The following is a 22050-nucleotide window of genomic DNA, read 5'->3' as shown; positions in this document are numbered from 1 at the left end:
GATCAGGTCGCTGCAGCTCCGCCGCCGTTCGGCGAAGCGGGAGGCGCAGGAGGGGGCGCTTGATCGTCATATTCATCCGTTGGTCTGCGAATCCAGCGCTTCAGATAGCCCTGGTCATACAGTGCCTTGATCAGAATGACGAGTACCGGAGACAGGATGACGCCGGCAACCCCGAACAGCGACAGAGAGACGATCATGAAGACCAATGTTGTGTAGGCCGATACGCCCAGTGAATCTCCGGTAATCTTGGGCTCCAGAATTTGCCGGGCCAGAAGCACCGCGAGCAGCAATGCGCTCAGGCATAGCGCAAGCGTCGTATTGCCCACGATGAAGAGATAGATAATCCACGGGATGAAGATCGTGCTGACCCCAAGCAGCGGCAACACATCAAAGATGGCCGAGATGACGGCTACCGTGAACGCATTGTCCACGCGAAGCACAAGCAGGACGGCCAGGATGATGATGAAGGTCATGCTGATCAGCTTCATCTGTGCCTTCAGATAGACGGCAAGACCGGAGAATACATTATCCTTCAGAAAGAAGAAGGCGGTCTTAAAGGTTCGCGGTGTCTTCTCCCCGGCAATCCGCTTCCAGTCTCCGATCTCGATGCTCAGGAAGTAGGCCAGCACCACGGCGATGACCAGATTGAACATGAAGGTCGAGAACGAGGTCAGTAAGCCGACAAACCCGCTCAGGAACGACTTGGCCAGCTCGCTTCCCCATTTGGTGACCGACTCGATCAGATTGGCAGACGTGCTCATGATATCGGGTGGAATGAGCGTGGATTTGTCGCTCAGATAGGTAGAGATGGACGCAATCTGCTCCTTCATCTCGTCCTGATATTGCGGCAGCAGCTTGAGCAGCCCTGTAATCTGATGGGTCAGGATCATCCCGGCTCCAACGAATGCGCCGACGATGACGATGGCGAAGAAGAATACTGAAATGGCGGATGCAATTGACTTGCTGATGCCGATGCGGTTCAATCGCCTTGCTAATGGCTCAATCATGGCAAATATGACGAAGGACAAAATGACCGGTGTAGCAATCCGGTATATAAAACTGAAAGCATACATAATAAGATATACAGTAAGAACAATGAGTGCAATGTCAAATGCGGTTCGCCAATATTTCTTGTAAAAGGGCAGCATATCTCGTCTCCTTCATAAATTGATCTTGCACGCGAGGCACACGGCAGCTTAGCGCAGTCGAACCCATCCGGCGAGGGGAGCGCCGGGGCCCATAGTCAGGCCAAGATGGAGCGAGGCTGGCTCATGCTGCCTTTTAACTGATTGTACTATGTTTTTAAAAAGATGCCTATTCATGTTTTCGTATGTTACAATAATATAAGTGTGCCATATAGAAATTGATGATTAGCTTGCGGGAGAACAGACTAGAGATTAGCGGGGATAATTATGGAGAATTTGATGCTATGGGGATTCTACATTTTGACCTTCTACGCTTTCCTGCCGGGGCTGATCAGCCGGACATTCGGCTTTCGGGTATTCAAGAGGGGGCGTGCCGATCGTGAGATTGCGCTAACCTTCGACGATGGCCCTGATCCGAAGTACACTCCGCTCTTACTGAATTTATTAGCCAAATATAATGCCAAGGCAACGTTTTTTGTTGTTGGCGCCAATGCGGAGAAACATCCGGAGCTGCTGCGGAGAATGAAGGATGAAGGTCATGTCATTGGTATTCACAATTATGTTCACAAGTCCAATTGGGTGATGCGCCCCAAGGAGGTCAGACGGCAGATCTACCGCACCTCGGAGATTATCCGCGATGCGACTGGATTGACGTCGGTGTTTTATCGTCCGCCATGGGGGATTGTCAATTTGTTTGATTTTTCACGGCTTGGCTATCTGCAGATTATTCTGTGGTCGGCGATGTTCGGCGACTGGAGGACAAGGGTGGGTGCGGAGCGGCTAACCAAGCGCATGCTCAAGAAGCTGCGTCCGGGCGAGGTGCTGCTGCTGCATGATTGCGGCACGACGCTTGGCGCGGATGAGGGCGCCCCGGCCAATATGCTGCGTGCACTGGAGAGCTACATGCAGGCTGGTCAGGAGAAGGGCTACCGGTTCGTCACCATTCAGGAGATGATTGATCTGACAGATCAGGCTCTTGGGAAGCAGCCCAGGGCTGTCAGGCAAGCGAAGCCGGGTCTGGCCAAGCGGCTGCTGATCGGGCTGTGGCTGGGCTGGGAGCGTCTGTTCCACCTGCTGTTCCGGCTCGTGCCGGTGAAGGAGGGGGGCGGCATGTTCCACTATCGCATTCGTACCTATCACGGCCAGACGCTGCAATTGCCTGAGGGGCAGCAGATCGCGAGCAATGATAAGATCGTCGAGCTGCATTTTGACAACAAGCGGCTGTTTGAGGTGATGCGCACCTCCAAGTCGCTTGTGCAGGTAGCGATTATAATGATTCGCGAGGTGGAGAAGGCGCTGCCCGGCATGGCGCAGCAGCTTGCTGCCCGTCGCGAGCTTGGGGAAGTGCGTGGCATCTACGGCATCAGTATGATTAATCGCGGCTCGGAGAATTTCGGGTTTACGGTGCTCGATCTACCGAAGGGAATCTTCAGCAGACTCACTCAGGTCTATCTGAAGCTTCTGCTCAGCGTGCTTCATCCTACTGGATTAAGTCGCCTCAAGGACAAGCGCTCGGTGCTGTCGCCGAAGATTATGGCGATGTCGATGAAGGAGTTTAACCGTCGTTATGTCAATGAGCCGCCCAATGAGGGCAATCGGCCTGAATCAGCTTCATCTGCCGAGGCGCGCGAGCAACTGCAGCCCGTGGCAAGGGACTTATCCTATAATGCTAATAAAACCGCTAAGGAGCTTATTCCTTAGCGGTTTTATATTATATTGAGATATTAGACCTTCATAACGCCGCCGGTGCTTGCAGAGGTTACCAGCTTGGAGTAGCGAGCCAGATAGCCTGTCTTCACCTTCGACTCGAAGCCCTTCCAGTTGGCGCGGCGAGCAGCGAATTCCTCGTCGCTGATGTGAAGCTCGATCTTGCGATTGTTCAGATCCAGCTCGATGATGTCGCCATCCTCGACGAAGGCGATCGGTCCGCCCTCGGCCGCTTCCGGCGAGATATGGCCGATGCTGATGCCGCGGGAGGCGCCCGAGAAGCGTCCGTCTGTAATCAGGCCGACCTTGGCTCCAAGTCCCATGCCGACAATCTGCGACGTTGGGGCCAGCATCTCCGGCATGCCGGGTCCACCCTTCGGTCCTTCATAGCGGATGACGACAACATGGCCTTCCTTCACATGGCCGTTCGCGATGCCATACAGCGCATCATCCTGGGAGTCGAAGCAGATTGCAGGGCCCTTGTGATAGCCGCCTACCGATGGATCGACAGCGCCGACCTTGATAATCGCGCCATCTGGAGCCAGGTTGCCGAACAGGACAGCCAGGCCGCCACGCTCGCTGTGCGGATTGTCGATCGGACGAATGACGTCCTTATCCACAATCTCGCAGCCCTCGACGTTCTCGCGCAGCGTCTTGCCAGTGACCGTAATCCGGTCGCCATGCAGTGCGCCTTCCTTCTTGAACAGCTCGTTCAGCACAGCGGATACGCCGCCTGCATTATGGACATCCTCAATATGATAATCGGATGCCGGAGCGATCTTCGCCAGATGCGGCACGCGCGCTGCCACTTCATTGATGCGCTCTACCGGATATTCAAAGCCCGCCTCATGAGCCAGCGCCAGGGTGTGCAGTACCGTATTGGTGGAACCGCCCATTGCCATATCGAGTGCAAACGCATTGTCGATCGTCTCGATCGTGACGATGTCACGCGGCTTGATGTCCTTCTCGATCAGCTCCATCAATTGCTTGGCAGAGCGCTTGACGAACTCGCGGCGTTCTGGAGCGACAGCGAGGATCGTGCCGTTGCCCGGCAGAGCCAGGCCGAGCGCTTCAGCCAGACAGTTCATCGAGTTGGCGGTGAACATACCGGAGCAGGAGCCGCAGGTCGGGCAACCGTACTGCTCCAGCTCTTGCAGCCCTTGCTCGTCGATTTTGCCCGCTTGGAAGGCGCCTACGCCCTCAAATACACTGGAGAGGGAGATGGAGCGTCCGTCGGAGGTTTTGCCTGCCTTCATCGGCCCGCCGCTGACGAATAGAGTCGGAATGTTGACACGCAGCGCGCCCATCATCATGCCCGGTGTAATCTTGTCACAGTTCGGGATACATACCATACCGTCAAACCAGTGAGCGGATACGACGGTCTCCAGCGCGTCCGCGATAATCTCGCGGCTTGGCAGCGAGTAGCGCATGCCGATATGACCCATGGCGATACCGTCATCGACGCCGATTGTATTGAACTCGAATGGTACGCCGCCTGCTTCGCGGATCGCTTCCTTCACGATCTTGCCGAATTCCTGCAGGTGGACATGGCCAGGAACGATGTCGATGTAGGAGTTGCAGACTGCGATGAACGGCTTGCCGAAATCCTCCTCCTTCACCCCGGCTGCGCGCAGCAGACTGCGGTGAGGGGCACGGTCAAAGCCTTTTTTAATCATGTCAGATCTCATTTTTTTTGCCGACACGGATAAACCCTCCTCTTGTATGTGGATATACAGCGTACTGATCTCCCCCACCTGCTTGATAGCATTTACCTATAATTTTACATTCAACTATAGACAATGAGGCAGGAATATCCATCTCTGGAGAGGGTCTTCATAACAGCCGCTGTACATCTGTCATCATATTAATTATAAAATATCGATACTCTCGAGTGTACCACAACAGACAAGCAATGGCTACCTTTCGACATCGTATAGGGAAAAAGTAAAAGCTGGAGAAGCCTTGTCCTGCAAGCGGCGCGAGCAGCATAGGGGAGAGCACGGACACGAACAGTCAAGCTTCGACATGTTAGGTATTTTACAATTTATTCAAAATTTCGTCATGTTTTATGACACAAACATCTTTACATCCTAGCGAGCCCTTTCTATAATGGAAGCATGACGTTGAATAAAACCTGACAGGGGTGTGTAATGGAATGCAGTTAACCGAACGCGAGAAGGAGAAACTGCTCATCACCATTGCTGCTGATTTGGCGAAACGGCGGCTGAATCGAGGGGTCAAGCTTAATTATCCTGAGAGTATAGCCTTGATAACATCCGAGGTGATGGAGGGGGCGCGTGATGGAATGACCGTGGCACAACTGATGGAATTCGGCACGAGTATCCTGCGCAAGGAGCAGGTGATGGAGGGGGTGCCGCAGATGATTCATGAGGTACAGGTGGAGGCTACCTTCCGGGATGGGACGAAGCTGGTCACGATTCATCATCCGATTCAGTACTAGACGAGATGACCTGCGAGGGGGCGTGGATAGGATGGTTCCAGGAGAGTATAGAGTGAAGCCAGGGCAAATTATGCTGAATGCGGGCAGAGCGACCTGCGAGCTGATCGTCGTTAATACTGGCGATCGTCCGGTGCAGGTGGGCTCGCATTTTCATTTTTTTGAGGTGAATCGTGCGCTGGCATTCAATAGAGAGGCGGCATTCGGCATGAGGCTTCATATTCCAGCCGGCACGGCGGTACGGTTCGAGCCTGGCGAGGAGAAGCCAGTGATGCTGGTTGAGCTGGGAGGCAAGCGCCGATCCTACGGGCTGAACGACCTTACGCAGGGCGAGGCGGTGCGGGGGCAAATGAACGAGCAGGTTCGTGCCAGGCTGGAGCGCTGGAAGGAGGGGCCAAGGTGAGCGGGATGAATCGCAATGACTATGCGCTAATGTTCGGCCCCACGACCGGAGATGCCATCAGGCTGGCGGATACGAATCTGTGGGCGCGGATTGAGCGGGATGCTACGGTGTATGGCGACGAGTGCAAGTTCGGCGGCGGCAAGGTCATTCGCGACGGTATGGGACAGTCCAGCGGCGCGCTCCGTGATGAAGGCGTGCTCGATACCCTCATTACGAACGCGGTCATCATCGACCATTGGGGGATTGTGAAGGCGGATATAGGGATCAAGGACGGTGTGATCGTCGGCATCGGCAAGGGCGGCAACCCGGATATAATGGATGGCGTCGACAGCCATATGATTGCCGGAGCCAGCACGGAGGTCATTGCAGGAGAGGGCAAAATTGTAACAGCCGGAGGTATCGATTCACATATTCATTTTATCTGTCCGCAGCAGATCGAGACGGCACTCTCGTCCGGGGTAACGACGATGATCGGCGGCGGCACGGGTCCGGCAACGGGCACGAATGCGACGACAGTCACACCGGGCGCATGGCATATGCGCCGTATGCTGGAGGCGGCGGAGGAATTTCCGATGAATCTGGGCTTCACCGGCAAGGGCAATGCGTCGTTCATCGAGCCGCTGGCGGAGCAGATCGAGGCCGGAGCGATCGGACTGAAGCTGCATGAGGACTGGGGGACGACTCCGGCGGCGATCGACCGTTGTCTGGAGGCGGCTGATCGCTATGATGTGCAGGTAGCTATTCATACGGATACGCTGAACGAGGCGGGCTTCCTGGAGGATACGCTGGCGGCGTTCAAGGGCAGGACGATCCACACCTACCATACGGAGGGGGCAGGAGGCGGTCATGCGCCAGATATTATCCGCGCGGCCTCGCAGCTTAATGTGCTGCCGTCGTCGACGAATCCGACCCGTCCGTTTACGATTAACACGATAGAGGAGCATCTGGATATGCTGATGGTCTGTCACCATCTGGATAGCCGGATTCCTGAGGATGTCGCCTTTGCCGATTCACGGATTCGGCCGGAGACGATCGCGGCAGAGGATATATTGCATGATCTGGGCGTGTTCAGCATGATCAGCTCCGACTCGCAGGCGATGGGGCGGGTCGGTGAGGTGATCCTCCGCACCTGGCAGACGGCGGACAAGATGAAGGCGCAGCGCGGCATGCTGGGGGCAGATACGGAGGAGAGCGGAGATAACGAGCGTATCAAGCGGTATATCGCCAAGTACACGATCAATCCGGCGATTACGCACGGCATCTCGCATCGGGTCGGCTCGGTCGAGGTTGGCAAGTTCGCGGATCTCGTCTTCTGGAGTCCGATGTTCTTCGGCGTGAAGCCGGATCTGGTGCTCAAGGGCGGCTCCATCGCATTCGCCCAGATGGGCGACCCGAACGCCTCGATTCCGACGCCGCAGCCTGTGTTCGGACGTCCGATGTTCGCGGCGCTGGGCAAGGCGAAGTATGCCAGCTCGATTACGTTTGTCTCGCAGGCGGCGTATGAGCGCGGGATCGCTCAGGAGCTGGGGCTGCAAAAGCGGGTCGAGCCGGTCAAGGGCTGTCGCGCGATCAGTAAGAAGGATATGATCCACAATGATGCGACGCCGACGATCGAGGTCGACCCGGAGACGTATGAGGTGAAGGTGGACGGCGAGCGAGTGACATGCGAGCCAGCGCAGGTGCTGCCGATGGCGCAGCGGTATTTCCTATTCTAGGTTCTAGGGCGGTGGGATGAATGAAGGAGCAGGCGGCATGGCTTGCGCTCCAGCAGTTGCTGGATTCGGCGCTGCCGATCGGCGGCTTCTCTCACTCGTTCGGGCTGGAGACGCTGGTGCAGGAGGGCGCCGTGCGCAATGGCTCCGGGCTGGAGCAATTCGCGCGGGCGATGCTGCGCCAGAGCTGGGCGCCTGCTGATGCGATGGTGATCAAGGCAGTGTATCGTGATGTGCCAAAGGGCAGGCTGGATCGGCTCTGGCAGGTGGATCGGCTCGTCCACGTGCAGCGGCTCGGCCTGGAATCACGCATCGGCCTGGAGAAGATGGGCAAGCGGCTGCTGCGGCTGGCGATGGCGATCCATCCCGAGCTGGCTCTCGCCGAGTTGGCGCAGGCGGCGAAGGCTGGCGAGTGTAGCGTCTCCCATCCGCTGGTGTATGGCTGGGTCTGCCTGCGGCTGGGCATCTCGCTGGAGCAGGCTGTACAGGGTTATCTGTATAGCTGTGTTCTCACCTGCGTGAACAGTGCGCTGCGACTGCTGCCGCTGGGGCAGACGGAGGGGCAGGCGATCCTTGCCCGGCTGCTGCCTGTCATCGTGGAGGTCTGGGAGGAACAGTGCGATCAGCAGCCGGAGGAGGCCTGGACGAATATGCCGCATGCGGAGCTGGCGATGATGCGGCATGAGAGCTTGTATTCGCGGCTGTTCATGTCCTAGATTAGGGGCGTGCAGGAATAAAGCCTAATGTATATTGTATCTTGTATAATGCATCATATTGCCTACTGGGGGAGGAACTGGATATGTGTCAAGGAACAGGACATCATCACCATGATCATTGGGAGCAGCCGGCACTGGATCGTTCGCGTCCTGTGCGGATTGGAATCGGCGGGCCAGTCGGATCGGGGAAGACGGCGCTGCTGGAGACGATTGCGCGCGAGCTGGCGGGCAAGTATAGCCTGGGCGTCATCACCAACGATATCTACACGAAGGAGGATGCGCGCATCCTGCTAAGCACAGGCGTTCTGCCGGAGGAGCGCATCATTGGCGTCGAGACAGGCGGCTGCCCGCATACCGCCATCCGTGAGGATGCGTCGATGAATTTCGAGGCGGTGGAGGAGCTGCAGGAGCGGATAGGCCATCTGGATATTATCTTCATCGAGAGCGGCGGCGACAATCTGGCTGCGGCGTTCAGCCCGGAGCTGGTCGACCGCTTCATCTATATTATCGATGTTGCGCAAGGCGAGAAGCTGCCGCGCAAGGGAGGGCCGGGCATTACCCGTTCCGATCTGCTCTTGGTGAACAAGATTGACCTGGCGCCCTATGTAGGGGCGCGGCTTGAGGTGATGGAGTCGGACACGAAGCAGGCGCGAGGCGGCAGGCCGTATGTATTCTCCAATCTGCATGGCGGTCAGGGCGTAGCGGAGATCATCGGCTGGATCGAGCATGAGATGGCGCACGCCCATGGAACCCCGCATCATCACGGCTGATTCGGGCGTGCAGCCTGCACAGTTGGCTGTGACCTTCACAGCGGCGGACGGGCAGACCTCCATCTCAGGCAAGTACCACACGGCCCCGCTCAAAATCGCCAAGGCGTTCCCGCTGCCAGATGAGCTCGGCATTATTATGATGGATGTCTCGCCGGGTCTGATGGATGGCGATCGCTATGAGTTGAGTTGGGAGGCGCAGGCTGGAGCCAGCGTCTACTTGACCAATCAGAGCTATACGAAGGTTCATCCATGCGGGCAGCACTCGGCTGCGAGCTTGACGCAGCGGTTCACGCTTGGCGAGCGTGCGGTTGTGGAGTGCATGATGGAGCCGGTCATGCTGTACAAGGATGCGGCCTACAAAGGTGTGACGAGTGTAGAGCTTGCGCGCGGCGCGGTCTGGATGCAGGCGGAGGTGCTCTGCCCGGGCCGCACGCTGCGTCAGGAGAGGTTCCACTACCGCGAGCTGGACAATCGGCTGCATGTCTACTACGGCAGCGAGCTGATCTTCGCTCAGCGGCAACGGGTGGTGCCCGCCCGGCAGTGGCTGGACGCTCCGGGCGCATGGCAGAATAGCACGCATACGGGCACGTTCTACTGCTTCTCTGACCGAGTTGCGCCGGAGCATGTGGAGCGTCTGCGGGAAGCATTGGCCGCCGCGCTGCCGCGCCGCGAGGGGCGCAAGGTAGTGACTGGCGTATCGCTGACTGACCGCCATGGGTTGGCTGTGCTGGCTGTGGGCGCCAGCGCCTGGGAGCTGCAGGAGGCGCTGGACATTGCGTGGCGCACGATGCGAAGGCTGGTGCTGGAGCGACCTCCGCTGCGTCTGCTGCGGAAGCAGGGAGGATGAGGGACAGCAGCATCAAGGAGCGAGCGGGGAGGAGGACTCTCTTGCTCGCTTCTTTTGCGTGATGGGTGGGGTGGGCTGGGCCGTAACTTGTGCGGATCATAGACAAGCCTTAAAAAAATTGGAATAATAGGTTAAACTATAGAGGACGAGGATGAACAGACTCCCTTGGCGGCGGTGCGGGCAGCTTCATGTGTTCGCTAGGTTGTTATGAAGGGAATGGAAAATATCGTAATGAGAGGACTGTACTCCATCAATGGATAGGGATAGTAGAGAGTGCCAGGGGCTTGGCGATAATTTGAATATGGACGAGGGGAGCTCATACAGTGCAGCGCTGCTCCGTGTGGACGAGGCTTTCCGGCAGCTTCGTCGGCATCAGATTTCCCAATGGAACAAAGTGGACATCTCGGGACTGGGGCTAAGTCAGGCGAGAATACTGCTCAAGCTTGCAGATGAGGGCCCGCAGAAGGCTTCGGCATTGGCGGAGATGCTGTTCGTGACGTCGGGCGCGATTACCGGTCTGGCCGACAGCCTGATCGCTCAGGGGCTTATCATACGCGAAAGAGGAGAGCAGGATCGTCGCGTGGTGATGCTGGAGATCACCGATGCCGGGCGTGAGCTGGTGAGTGCGATTCACAAAAAGCGGATGCAGTTGCTGGAGGAGCTGGTGGCGGCTTTGTCAGAGGAAGAAATCTGGGAGCTGGCGCGGCTGCTTGAGAAGCTGGCAAGCTCTCATCAGCCATGATGAAGCATTGCTTCACTCATGGTGGGTGACGCGAGTAGTTGGACAGGCCAAGCGGCCTTGGATGAGGTGGATTTCACGCATAAGGTTGCTAGTCTGGCTCATGCGCGCCTATAATAGATGTAACTAGACACCGCTTCATTTGCATCGCTTGTTGCATCGTATAGGGCTCGTCTCTGCGACCCGGCGGCATGAGCGATGCTGTGGGCGATTCTGGCAAGTGGCTAGCTATACTGCCTCTGCCGTTGTGGAGCCTGGATGCTGCTGGAGTCTTGCAGCAGTGTTCAGGAAGATTCTTAAGATTGGCGATAAGGGGTTATGACGATGACGAATGTGACAACCAACGGCGATGCTGAAATTAAGGAAGAAGGCATGTCGCAGGAGCAGTGGGTGGAGCTGATCAAGGCGTTGTATCATAACGGCCTGACAGCGTTGAAGACCCGCTTTGATGATGTGGAAGGACAAGTGATGAATTTTCAGGCCTATGGCCCGGTTTTTGTATTTCATGTGAAGGATGATGAAGGAAGCACTTATTCGTGCGGATTCTTCCTGCGGGAGCTGATTGCAAGATTTCAATCTGGCAATGATCCGGCGATGTGGATGTCCTCGTTCTATGTCGATCTGATGGAGACGAAGGGTGGTCGAGCGCTCCAGCAGCCTGCGACCAATGAGGAGGAAGCGAAGGCGATCGTGGACAAGATTCTGGTTCCACAGTGCGTACAGGCGGTGAAGGAGGAATTCCCTTCCGAGCAGGTTCACGCTGGACTGGATTGGAATAAGGAGATTGGCCCAGTGTTCGAGACCGGCTTCCCGGCGATCAAGGACGGCAATAATGTATGCGCTTTTCCGCTGCATCTGCTGCTAACCTATCTGCAGTTGAATCGCGATCCAAGCGAGGTGCTCGTGCAGGGACTCTATGAAATTAGAAGGCAGCACGGGCTGGAGGATTAAGCGAGGGCGAGAGAAAGAATCAGGCTGGGCGCAGCATCGGGCATGGTATGCCCGTGTTCTCTTCGCTGTAGGGTGAGCGGCTCGGTAGTTCTGATAATGAAGTGCTTGGAACAGACAGCGCAATCGCGAGATTGCGTTGTTTGTTTGTGTGCGCTGCTGCTCCGTGGGGAGGGGCGCTTGCTGGCTTGGAGATGGAAGCCGTCTTCGACGGAGTGGGCAGCGCTTGGCGGCAGTATCATGAGGTGTTGTTATCGGTATAGGGGAAGCAGGCTTGGGAAAGTATCTGATTCCTGAATTACTGTTCTATATAATGAATGGAGTGCTGTTATGGATGCCCCCTTGGGCTGCCAGCGCGAACCTGAAGCTCACATTCAATCCCTGGGAGGTTCGCAACCCGCATGAAATCTGGATTTTTTGGAAAATGTGGTCGATTTTCGGCGGATAAGAAGGTATAATAAAGGAGGTTCGCGGATTATAGCGATCTAACCCTTGCAGCATAAGGGCTGCGAAGGGGTGCCGTCGCTCCTCGTGCGGGAGCGTGGATTGAAACGTCAGCTCGTCTCGTTGGTAACTCAGCGTACTGCACGTCGCTCCTCGTGCGGGAGCGTGGATTGAAACAGGGATTTGTGGCCTATAGTCGCGTTCGTGGTCGGTCGCTCCTCGTGCGGGAGCGTGGATTGAAACTGCAGAAGATGGTGGATATTTTTGGTCCTGCGGGTCGCTCCTCGTGCGGGAGCGTGGATTGAAACAGACCGTCGATCAGCCGATTGACTCCGTCGATGATCGTCGCTCCTCATGCGGGAGCGTGGATTGAAACAATTTGAACTGGCATAATGGCTTTCAGCCTCCTCGTGTCGCTCCTCATGCGGGAGCGTGGATTGAAACGATTCAAGAACCAAATGTCCTTGTCCTTTTAAGGCGTCGCTCCTCATGCGGGAGCGTGGATTGAAACAGATACGCCAACGAATCCAAAAACCAATCGGAAGTCGCTCCTCATGCGGGAGCGTGGATTGAAACGCAAATGCACATATTTCCTCTGCAAGTGATACCATGTCGCTCCTCATGCGGGAGCGTGGATTGAAACCAGATGATTTCGGACATCGAAGATCCCGTGTTGCGTCGCTCCTTGTGCGGGAGCGTGGATTGAAACTTCAACGCTTCCTTATATGGGTCTTGTGTAGCCAGTCGCTCCTCGTGCGGGAACGTGGATTGAAACAGTACCATCCCAAACTGCAGCCTCTTGCAGTCCGCCGTCGCTCCTCGTGCGGGAGCGTGGATTGAAACGCTTGTCATATTGTGGTAACCTCGGCTTTAAGTCGCTTCTCATGCGGGAGCGTGGATTGAACCGCAGTAGAAGTCTTGCTCCTGAGCCGGGAGCTTACCGTTGCTCCGCACAAGAGCGCAGGTGCAAGCTCAAGCCTAATAGCCGGGATTCTGCGGAATCCGGCTTTTCTTCTTTTTACACGCCTCTCCAGGTACTAGCTAATTTTCCCCAATGTCACTCCACCTTTATCTTCTTCGCGCCTTCCTGTTTATCTCAGCTCGTCCTAGTCCGCTCCGCGCCTATAGCCGCCTGCAAGGCTCCAATCTTCGCTAGCACATCGCTCATCATGGAGCTTTATGTAAATTCTTGTCCTTCCTAATGTCAACGGAACACATCTCTTAATATTCAGGTCACAATTTAATGCTCCTTTTATACTATTTAACCTTAACGTACTACCTCTCTCCAAGGCAGTCCTATATAGTAGAGCTGTGTTTACGGCATTCATGCATCGGCCGGGTGCGGTTAGGCGGCGATGTGATGGGCCGATACCAACCATATGGAGGGAATCTAATGTATAGCAAGCAAGCTGAGCAAGCTCAAGGCTGGCTACGAATCTTCCTAGCCTTCATCCTGCTCGCAACCAGTGTTCTGCCGGTCGGGCCGTGGGAGGAACGAGCTGCGGCGGCAGATGGAGATCAGCCGCTGAGTGTGACGGATGCGATCGCGCGCAACAATGATGGGCTATCCGCTACCGTAGAGGGGTATGTTGTGGGGTACTTCAATGGCTCTATCAACAGCTTGCAGACGGCCGCTCCGTATAGCGGTAATACGAACTTTGGTATTGCAGATCAACCCGATGAGACAAATATCAGCAGGATCATGCCTGTGCAGGTGCCCAATGTGACAGCCGTGCGGCAGCAATTCGGGCTGAATAATAATCCTGAGCTGCGCGGTCGCAAGGTGCGCGTGGCAAGCGGTGTGCTGAGTGCTTATTTTGGCGTGCCAGGCATACGCAGCGATTCTTCTACGGTCTTCCAGCTCGTCGAAGAGACGGGGACGGAGGTGAAGCCGACCCATGTCGCGAAGGTGGCTGCCTCCCCGGCTCCGGGCGCACTGCCAGTTGGAACAGCCGTTACGCTGAGCACAGCTACAGATGGTGCAGTCATCTACTACAGGCTGGGAAGCAGCGGTGAATATGTGGAGTATACCGAGCCGATTCAGATCGGTCAGGCGATCACCGTCGAAGCCTACGCCGTGAAGGAGGGGCTGGAGAACAGCGAGCTCGCCTCCTTGGACTACACGATTGCAGACACGGCGCTGCTGCCGATCGCGGAGGCGCGAGTGAAGCCGGCAGGCACGGCGGTAACGGTGCAAGGTATCGTTACATATCGCGAGGAGTCGGGCGGCATGGCCAATCTGTATGTCCAGGATGGACAAGCGGGGATTGTTGTGCGCGGCACCGATTCGACTGTGGAGCCAGGCGACCGGATCGAGGCTTATGGCCCCATCACACTCTTTAATGGTCTGGTGCAGATCGAGAAGGACAAGTCGGGCTTCGCCGGCGGCTACATCCGCGTTATCCAGCCCGCCCAGGGGATCCCTGCGCCTGTCGTGTTGACCTCCAAGGACTTCGCTCCTGCAGCCGATGGCGGCAAAGGGGCAGGCGGCATCTATGAAGGCATGCTGGTTACAGTCAAAAACGTGCAGGTCACGAGAAACAACAGCTCGACCTTCTATGTCACTGATCAGGCGGGCGGAGAATTCATCATATATGCGAAGAACAGTCCGTCCGCGCTCACACCAGGAGCGAGCTATGAGCAAATAACCGGTGTGATGACGTACCATTCCAGCTATGGACTGGAGCTGGTGCCGCGCACGGCGGCGGATGTCACCAGTCAACTGCTGTCTGTTGTTGCGAGCAAGCCGTCCGGCGGCATCGTCAAGGATACAACTGTCTCGCTGTCTTCACCGATGGCGGGAGCGACCATCTACTATACGGTGGATGACTCCGAGCCGACACGTGCATCTGCGGTGTACAGTGGCCCGATCTCTGTCGGGAAGGATACTGTGATCCGGGCTATTGCGGTGCTGGATAGCAGCGCGAGCGCGGTCTACACTTTTCGCTATACGGTGCTGCAGGAGCTGGATAAGCTGCGCATTCATGACATTCAGGGTGCCGCCCACCGCTCATTGTATGATGGACAAGCGGTGCAGGATGTAGAGGGTATCGTGACGACTGTTGTGAATGCCAGCTCCTTCTATATGCAGGAGATTCCGGGAATGGAGGATAGCGATGACCGGACCTCGGAGGGCATCCTCGTCTACAAATCCGGTCACGGTATGGCGATTGGCAACAAGGTGAAGGTGTCCGGTCAAGTCAAGGAATACAGCGCATCGGCAACGGAGCTGCCGGTGACGGAGATCGTCGCGGGGACGATTGCAGTCAGCGAGGCGGGGCAGCCTCTGCCACAGCCGATCGTAATCGGCACGGGCGGACGCATCATTCCCAAGTGGATTGACTCGGACCGACTGGCTCTATTTAATCCCGAGAAGGATGCGATCGATTTCTACGAAAGTCTGGAGGGGATGAGAGTTCAGCTCAACCAGGCGGAGATTATCGGGCCATATTCCAGTGAGCCGGGTCTGGCGGTAACGGTGGATAATGGAGATCACAATCCGCTGCGCACACCTGCTGGGGGCGTCATCCTGACGGGGGATGGAGCGGAGCCGTTCGAGAGCACGCTCAATCCGCAGCGGCTGTTCATTAACCGGAAGCCGAGCGAGACGGTCAAGACAGGGGATCACTTTGCAGCGCCGATTACAGGAGTGCTGACGTATGCCAGCGGCAATTATAAGCTTCAGCCGGATGGCAATCTGCCTGCAGTTGTGCCAGGCGGCCTGGAGCAAGCGACGGCAGCTATCGCCTTCGACAAGGACAAGCTGACGGTGGCGACCTTTAATCTGGAGAATTTTAGCAAGAAGGATGCGGAGCGGGCGCTCCAGATTGGAGACATCATCGTCAAGCGGCTGCATGCACCCGATGTGATCGGGGTAATGGAGGTGCAGGACAATGACGGTCCCACAGACAGCGGGACGACGGCAGCCGATGAGAGCTTCCGCACGCTGATCGAGGCGATCGCCAGCAAGGGCGGGCCGGTCTATGCCTATACGGAGATTGCTCCGGCCAATAATCAGGATGGCGGTGCGCCAGGGGCGAACATTCGCGTCGGTTTTCTATACAATCAAGAGCGTGTGAGTCTGAAGCAGGGCAATGCAGGCGATGCGACGACGGGGATTCAAGTGCAGGAGGATGGGACGCTGTCGCTGAACCCTGGTCGAATTGACCCGCTTCATGAGGCGTTCACTAGCTCGCGCAAGCCGTTGGCTGCCGAGTTTGAATTCCATGGTGAGCGCGTGGTGGTCATCGCGAATCACTTCAACTCCAAGGGCGGCGACCTGAAGCCCTATGGCAGCACACAGCCGGCAACACGCAGCAGCGAGGTGCAGCGAGCCAAGCAGGCGGCTGTGGTGAATGGATTCATCAAGGCGTTGATAGCGAAGGACCCGGCGGTGAATGTGGTCGCGCTCGGCGATTTTAATGACTTTCAATTTTCGCGCACGCTGAATATTGTAGCAGGGGATGAACTGGACAATCTGGTGAATAAGCTGCCGGAGAACAGCCGTTATTCGTATATTTATGATGGCAATTCCCAGACGTTGGATCATATCCTGACCAGCAAAAACATCTCTGCCTCCGCAGTCATTGAGGCGGTGCATGTCAATGCCGACTTTGCCGCGGAGCATGGACGCGTCAGTGATCATGACCCGTTACTGGCACAGCTTGCCATCGGCGGCAGGGAAGAAGGCGATTATGCCCTGCGTGTGCTGCATACGAATGACACCCATGCGCATCTGGACAACATTGCCCGTCGCATCACGGCGATCAAGGAGCTGCGCAATGACAGTACGCTGGTACTGGACGCGGGCGATGTCATGTCGGGTACGCTGTATTTTAATCGGTTCAATGGTCTGGCAGACCTGGAATTTATGAATCGCATCGGCTATGACGCGATGACCTTCGGCAATCATGAGTTTGATAAAGGGACAGGCGTGCTGGCGCAATTCGTACAGGCTGCCAAGTTCCCGTTCGTCAGCGCCAATATCGACGTCTCGCAGGATGGGCAGCTTGGCGGGTTATCGAGCGGCGCGGCGGGCGAGCCGGGCGAGCAAGGACGAATCTACCCGGCGATCATTAAGGAGGTGAAGGGGGAGAAGGTCGGCATCTTCGGCCTGACGACCCTGGATACGGTCTCCCTGTCCTCACCAGGAGATAAGGTGAAGTTCGCCGACTATAAGGCGAGCGCTGAGGCAACGGTAGCCATGCTGGAGCGCGAGGGCGTCAACAAGATTATCGCGCTCACGCATCTCGGCTATGCGGATGACCTCAAGCTGGCTGAGGCGGTAGCGGGCATCGACATTGTGGTTGGCGGACACTCGCACACTATTCTTAATGAGCCCGTCGTGGTGCGGACGCATAAGGAGCCGACATTAGTCGTGCAGACCGGAGAGTACAACGTATCGCTGGGGCAATTGGATGTAACCTTCGACGTGGCTGGTGCGCTGACGTCATGGAACGGAAAGCTGTTGAAGCTGGATGAGAAGGATAGCAGCGGTCAATATCGGTTTGCCGAGGACCCGGAGGCTGCGACGAAGCTGAAGGAGTATGCCGAGCCTCTCGCAGAGTACCGCAAGACGGTGGTCGGTAGCACCCGTGTGAGTCTGGATGGGGAACGCGGCTCTGTCCGCAAGCAGGAGACGAATCTGGGCAATCTGGTCGCACAAGGGATGCTGGAGAAGGTGAAGTCGATCGTCAAGGAGCCGGATGTGAAGGGCTATGTGGCGATTCAAAATGGCGGCGGCATCCGCGCATCGATCCAGCAAGGCGACATTACGCTCGGCGATCTGCTCACGGTCATGCCGTTCGGCAACAATCTGTCCGCGCTCAAGATGACCGGCAAGGAGATTGCTGCTGCGCTGGAAAATGGTGTGAGCGGCGTCGAGACTGGCGAAGGACGATTCCCGCAGGTGGCGGGCATGCGATTCTATTATGATTCGACTAAGCCGGGCGAGAAGCTGGATTCCTTAACCGGGCAAGTGAAGCAGACGGGGCAGCGTGTGGTGAAGGTGCAGCTTCGCAATAGCAATGGCACTTATACGGATATGGACCCGAACGCCTATTATATCGTCGCGACGAATTCCTTCATGGCCGGTGGCGGGGATTTCTACCGCGCGATGCGGGCAGCGAAGGATGATAACCGTTACTATGAGCTGAATCTGGTCGATTACGAGGTGTTTCTGGAGCATCTGAACCGCATCGGTGTGGTGGGCCAGCAGGCAGAGGGACACATCATCGATCTCAAGGGCAAGGCGCTTCCAACCGAAGGCGAGCCGGTATATTATCCGTCTCCCGGCAGTGGTGGCGGCAACGGATCAGGCAGCGCGCCGGGAGCACAGCCAGCTCAGCCGGAGACACCGAAGCAGCCAGGGGCGACGGATAACCAAAGTACGGAGGCTCCTGCTAAGCCGGGCGTGCCGACGAGCCCAGGAACACCGACTGTGCCGGGCTCTACGCCTGGTGGGGGCGAGACGGCTCCGAATACGGTGTTCAGCGATGCGGGGCAGCATTGGGCTAGCGCTGCGATCGCACAGGCCGCCGCCCGCGGCATCGTGAACGGCTATCAGGACGGCAGCTTCCGTCCGAATGAGACGGCCACTCGCGCCGAGTTCGTGACGATGCTGGTGCGAGCATTCAGCCTGGAGCAGAGCAGCAGCGTCGTGAAGCTCAAGGATGCGGAGCAGATTCCGACATGGGCGCGCGGCTCGGTCGCTCAGGCGATGGAACTGGGCATCATCACTGGCTATGCGGATCAGACGTTCCGCCCATCGGGCACCATCTCCCGTGTGGAGCTGGCAGTGATGGTGGTGCGAGCGCTCGGGCTGCCGGTTAAGGAGCAGGCAGAGCTGAGCTTTGCCGATGCAAGCAGCGTTCCCGCCTGGGCGGTGCCGTATGTGGCAGCCGCAGCGGAGGCAGGGCTGATGCAGGGCGCCGAGGCCGGGCGCTTCCTTCCGCAAGCGAAGGCGACCCGTGCCGAAGTGACCGCGGTATTGCTGGCTGCGTTGAAGAATAATCCATAACGCGCATCATTCATTCGCCTTGCCCTGTTCATGGGGCAGGGCGAATGCTGTTTGCGGGCGGCTTTTGACAATTTCTTATCCGAACGAATACCATAGATTCATAGCGGACAAGCCTGGTGAGCTGGCAAAGCCAGAATGCAGGCAGGTCTGCGAGATAGCGAGGCTAGATTGTGGACGAGGCTGGCGAGCTGACAAGGGCAGAATTTGGATAGACCTGCGAGATAGCTAAGCCAGAATGCAGGCAGGTCTGCGAGATAACAAGGCCACAATGCAGAGAGGTCTGCAACATAGTCAAGCCAGATTGAGGACGAGCTTGGGCCTGGGTAAGAGCGGTCCAGCCGATTACATTGGCTACCTATTCAAGGAGGGAATTGCATGAAACAAGCTGAAGACCTGCAGAAGCTGCTGCAATCTATAGAGGGCAAGGGCTACCCTGCCTATAAGGCGCTGAAGGGGAGCTATGATTGCGGTGCTTACATACTTGCCATTGACCATGTTCAGGCCGACCCCTACGCGCCGCCATCCAAGGCGAGAGTGCTCTTGAAGCGGCAGACGGCAGGCATCCCCAAGAGTTGTCTCGATTCGAGGGCGAAGGTGGTTGCCGTGTCCGATTTCCTGGCTCGGGCGTTCGGGCGGGCAATACAGAAGGCTCAGGCGGGTGGACAGGGGGCGGGCAATAACGGTCAGATCATCATAGATAGCTGCGGTCAGGAAATACTGGAGCGCACCGCGATCGTCATCGGTGAGGAGCGGATGGAGGCACGTCTGGAGATCGGGCTGCCGGCTGCCGGCAGGCGGGTGCTCGCCAAAGCGGCAGATCGGCTGCTGCGAGAGGTGCTGCCGAAGGTGGTGGAGCAGGCGCTGCTCTATCGCAATCTGGATCAACAGGCGCTGGATCGCCACATCGCCTCCATGCTGGATCAAGAGCATATTCGCCAGGAGCTGCGGAAGCGACGGCTGGTGGCGTTCGTAGCCAACGGGTCAATGCTGCCGCGTGAGAGTGGTGTATCTGATCGACCGATGCGCGGAGGCATCCCCTTCAAGAGTCCGGTATCTCTGGAGACGACGATGGAGTTGCCCAGCGGTAGAACGGTAACAGGGATGGGGATTGCCGAGGGCATTACACTGATCGTAGGCGGCGGCTACCATGGCAAATCTACACTGCTGCAGGCGTTGCAGCGGGGGGTATATAACCATATCCCTGGCGATGGAAGAGAAGGGGCGATTACGAGAGAGGATGCAGTCAAGATTCGTGCGGAGGACGGGCGGCCGATCGAGAAGGTGGATATAAGTCCCTTCATCAACAATCTGCCAGGCAAGAAGGACACACGCCAATTCTCAACAGAAAATGCGAGCGGGAGCACCTCCCAGGCGGCAAATGTGATGGAGGCGCTGGAGGCTGGAGCGTCACTGCTGCTGATCGATGAGGACACCTCGGCGACGAATTTTATGATTCGCGACCGCCGCATGCAACGGCTGATTGCGAGCGATAAGGAGCCGATCACGCCGTTTCTGGACAAGATCAGGCCGCTCTATGAGGAGCATGGCGTCTCGACGATTCTGATCGTGGGCGGGACGGGAGATTACTTCGATACGGCGGATCGGGTGATCATGCTGGATGAATATGTTCCAAGAGATGTGACAGAGCAGGCGAAGGACATCGCCGCAGCCGATGCGTACAGACGGGACATGCCACAAGAGCAGCGCTTCGGGTGCATTACGCCCCGCATCCCCGTCCGTTTCGGACAAACCTCTAGCGGGAGAGACGACCGTATTCGAGCCAAATCACTCAGCGTCATTCTGTATGGCAAGCAGATGATTGATCTGTCCGCTCTGGAGCAACTGGTGGATGACAGCCAGACCCGGGCGATTGCAGTCATGCTCGACTACTTCAAGCAGAAGCTGCTAGGCAAGCAATGGACACTGGCAGAAGCCGCCGACTGGCTCTATGAACAGCTCGACCGTGACGGGCTGGCTTCTCTGTCCTCCCATGCAGGACATCCGGGCGATCTTGCACGGCCGAGGAAGCAGGAGTTCTGTGCGGCGCTGAACCGTTACCGCGGTCTTCAGGCGGCTGTGGCCGATTCTGCGCGCAGGAGGTTTTAGCGGGTGAGCTAGCACACCATGTAGCATAACCAACCAGGGGAATAAGGTTTGAAAGTAAGAGTTATTGCCCCCTGTCTTGCCTCATGTCTTGCCTGCCTCGCCCCTTGCGATACGCATGAGGCGTAACGCCTGTCAGCTTGCGGAACAGCGCATGATAGAACTTCATATCGCTGTAGCCGACCTCCGCTGCGATGTCCTGCACGGACAGCACGGTAGATTGCAGGAGCTGGCAGCTTTTTTCGATGCGGATATTTTGAATGTACTGGGTGAAGCTCTGGCAGGTGAGCCGCTTGAATTGATGCTGGAAATGGCTCTCGCTCATATAGGTCAGCTCCGCCAGCCTCTTGAGCGTCAGCTTCTCGTTATAATGACGGTGGATGTAGTATAGCGCATCCTCCATAGTCGATGGGGGCTGTCCAGGTGCGCTGGACTGCATCTCCTGCTCACCATGCAGTCGCTCGATCTGAACGAGCATCTGAGTGAGCAGCGCGAGCAGCATCGGGCGGGCATAGGCATCACGCTTGCTATATTCATAATAGGCGCTGGAGAAGAGCTGGAGGAGGCTGCCGTTGCGGTCATGGTAGCTGTGCCAGCGCTGCTGCTGGCCGCTGAGCCTTCGTTCCTCGTTGCCCCGATCAGCCGCCCTATCGCTTCGTTCATGGCCGCTGGTCGTATCGTCTAGCAACTGTGCAGCAAGTGTGTCGGGTACAGTATGCCAGTCAGCGAGCTCCTGCAGCAGCTCGGCGCGAAAGATACAGTTGTAGATGACGAGCGGCTCGGCTCTGGATACAGAGGACGGGCGGAAGACATGGGAGGTGCCGACCGGCAGCACGAAGAGGTCGCCCTTGCTGACCTGCAGCGTCTGCTCGTCGATGAACTGATAGCCCTTGCCCTCGGCTACCAGGCTCAGCTCGATGAAGTCATGGGTATGTCTGGACAGCTTGAACGACTCGGTCTCCCGGTTGAGATATATCGGAAAGCTCGGCTCGAAGAATTGTTCTCCTCTTAGCTGTTGTGTCATCTCGCAACGCTCCTCC

General features: G+C 57.0%; 14 protein-coding genes and 1 CRISPR repeat array. Of the genes, 11 read left to right on the top strand and 3 right to left on the bottom strand.

All coding sequences use genetic code 11. The annotated features are described in order from the left end of the window. Nucleotides 1–2: 2 nt before the first annotated feature. Complete coding sequence (locus ACY1JZ_RS11515) at nucleotides 3–1148, bottom strand: AI-2E family transporter (protein WP_462629265.1); 1146 nt, start codon at nucleotides 1146–1148, stop codon at nucleotides 3–5. Nucleotides 1149–1412: 264 nt separating this feature from the next. On the opposite strand from ACY1JZ_RS11515, the gene ACY1JZ_RS11510 reads away from it, so the two are divergent. After that, entirely contained in the window at nucleotides 1413–2846 is a 1434-nt protein-coding gene (locus ACY1JZ_RS11510) for a polysaccharide deacetylase family protein (RefSeq protein ID WP_462629264.1), read from the top strand. 23 nt (nucleotides 2847–2869) lie between these two features. On the opposite strand, the gene ilvD is transcribed toward ACY1JZ_RS11510, so the two are convergent. Next, nucleotides 2870–4555: a dihydroxy-acid dehydratase gene (ilvD, locus tag ACY1JZ_RS11505; protein ID WP_270164528.1), complete on the bottom strand. Its 1686-nt coding sequence runs from the start codon at nucleotides 4553–4555 to the stop codon at nucleotides 2870–2872. 452 nt (nucleotides 4556–5007) lie between these two features. Here ilvD and ACY1JZ_RS11500 point away from each other — a divergent pair, with 452 nt between their 5' ends. The 10 genes from ACY1JZ_RS11500 to ACY1JZ_RS11455 all read left to right on the top strand — a co-directional run bounded on the left by ACY1JZ_RS11500 (nucleotide 5008) and on the right by ACY1JZ_RS11455 (nucleotide 21013). After that, nucleotides 5008–5313, top strand: coding sequence for an urease subunit gamma (locus ACY1JZ_RS11500; protein ID WP_270164527.1), 306 nt, complete (start codon nucleotides 5008–5010; stop codon nucleotides 5311–5313). Between the two features lie 31 nt (nucleotides 5314–5344). Next, a complete protein-coding gene (locus tag ACY1JZ_RS11495; RefSeq protein WP_270164526.1) occupies nucleotides 5345–5713 on the top strand; it encodes an urease subunit beta in 369 nt (122 codons plus the stop codon). A gap of 5 nt (nucleotides 5714–5718) precedes the next feature. Beyond that, entirely contained in the window at nucleotides 5719–7428 is a 1710-nt protein-coding gene (ureC, locus tag ACY1JZ_RS11490) for an urease subunit alpha (RefSeq protein WP_462629400.1), read from the top strand. A gap of 20 nt (nucleotides 7429–7448) precedes the next feature. Beyond that, entirely contained in the window at nucleotides 7449–8141 is a 693-nt protein-coding gene (locus ACY1JZ_RS11485; protein WP_462629262.1) for an urease accessory protein UreF, read from the top strand. An 83-nt stretch (nucleotides 8142–8224) separates the two neighbouring features. After that, a complete protein-coding gene (ureG, locus tag ACY1JZ_RS11480; RefSeq protein WP_462629260.1) occupies nucleotides 8225–8911 on the top strand; it encodes an urease accessory protein UreG in 687 nt (228 codons plus the stop codon). Continuing rightward, nucleotides 8886–9758: an urease accessory protein UreD gene (locus tag ACY1JZ_RS11475; protein WP_462629259.1), complete on the top strand. Its 873-nt coding sequence runs from the start codon at nucleotides 8886–8888 to the stop codon at nucleotides 9756–9758. The genes ureG and ACY1JZ_RS11475 overlap by 26 nt, the downstream gene beginning before the upstream one ends. A gap of 253 nt (nucleotides 9759–10011) precedes the next feature. Further along, the gene (locus ACY1JZ_RS11470) at nucleotides 10012–10500 is read left to right on the top strand and encodes a MarR family winged helix-turn-helix transcriptional regulator (protein ID WP_462629258.1); all 489 of its coding nucleotides are present in this window, start codon (nucleotides 10012–10014) and stop codon (nucleotides 10498–10500) included. A gap of 321 nt (nucleotides 10501–10821) precedes the next feature. Continuing rightward, entirely contained in the window at nucleotides 10822–11448 is a 627-nt protein-coding gene (locus tag ACY1JZ_RS11465) for a hypothetical protein (protein WP_270164521.1), read from the top strand. Nucleotides 11449–11966: 518 nt separating this feature from the next. Beyond that, nucleotides 11967–12795: direct repeats of the CRISPR family, unit length 32 nt; unit sequence GTCGCTCCTCATGCGGGAGCGTGGATTGAAAC. A gap of 487 nt (nucleotides 12796–13282) precedes the next feature. Further along, complete coding sequence (locus tag ACY1JZ_RS11460; RefSeq protein WP_462629257.1) at nucleotides 13283–18907, top strand: S-layer homology domain-containing protein; 5625 nt, start codon at nucleotides 13283–13285, stop codon at nucleotides 18905–18907. Between the two features lie 375 nt (nucleotides 18908–19282). Continuing rightward, nucleotides 19283–21013 (top strand): ABC-ATPase domain-containing protein, encoded by a 1731-nt coding sequence (locus tag ACY1JZ_RS11455; RefSeq protein WP_462629256.1) that lies wholly within the window; start codon nucleotides 19283–19285, stop codon nucleotides 21011–21013. 61 nt (nucleotides 21014–21074) lie between these two features. Here the strand turns inward: ACY1JZ_RS11455 and ACY1JZ_RS11450 are convergent, their stop codons facing one another. Then, nucleotides 21075–22034, bottom strand: a complete 960-nt coding sequence (locus tag ACY1JZ_RS11450; protein WP_462629255.1) for a helix-turn-helix domain-containing protein — start codon at nucleotides 22032–22034, stop codon at nucleotides 21075–21077. Between the last annotated feature and the right edge of the window lie 16 nt (nucleotides 22035–22050).

Source organism: Paenibacillus sp. J5 (assembly GCF_054955055.1).
The sequence above is the reverse complement of the archived record's forward strand: the minus strand, read 5'-3'. Positions and strand labels throughout refer to the sequence as shown.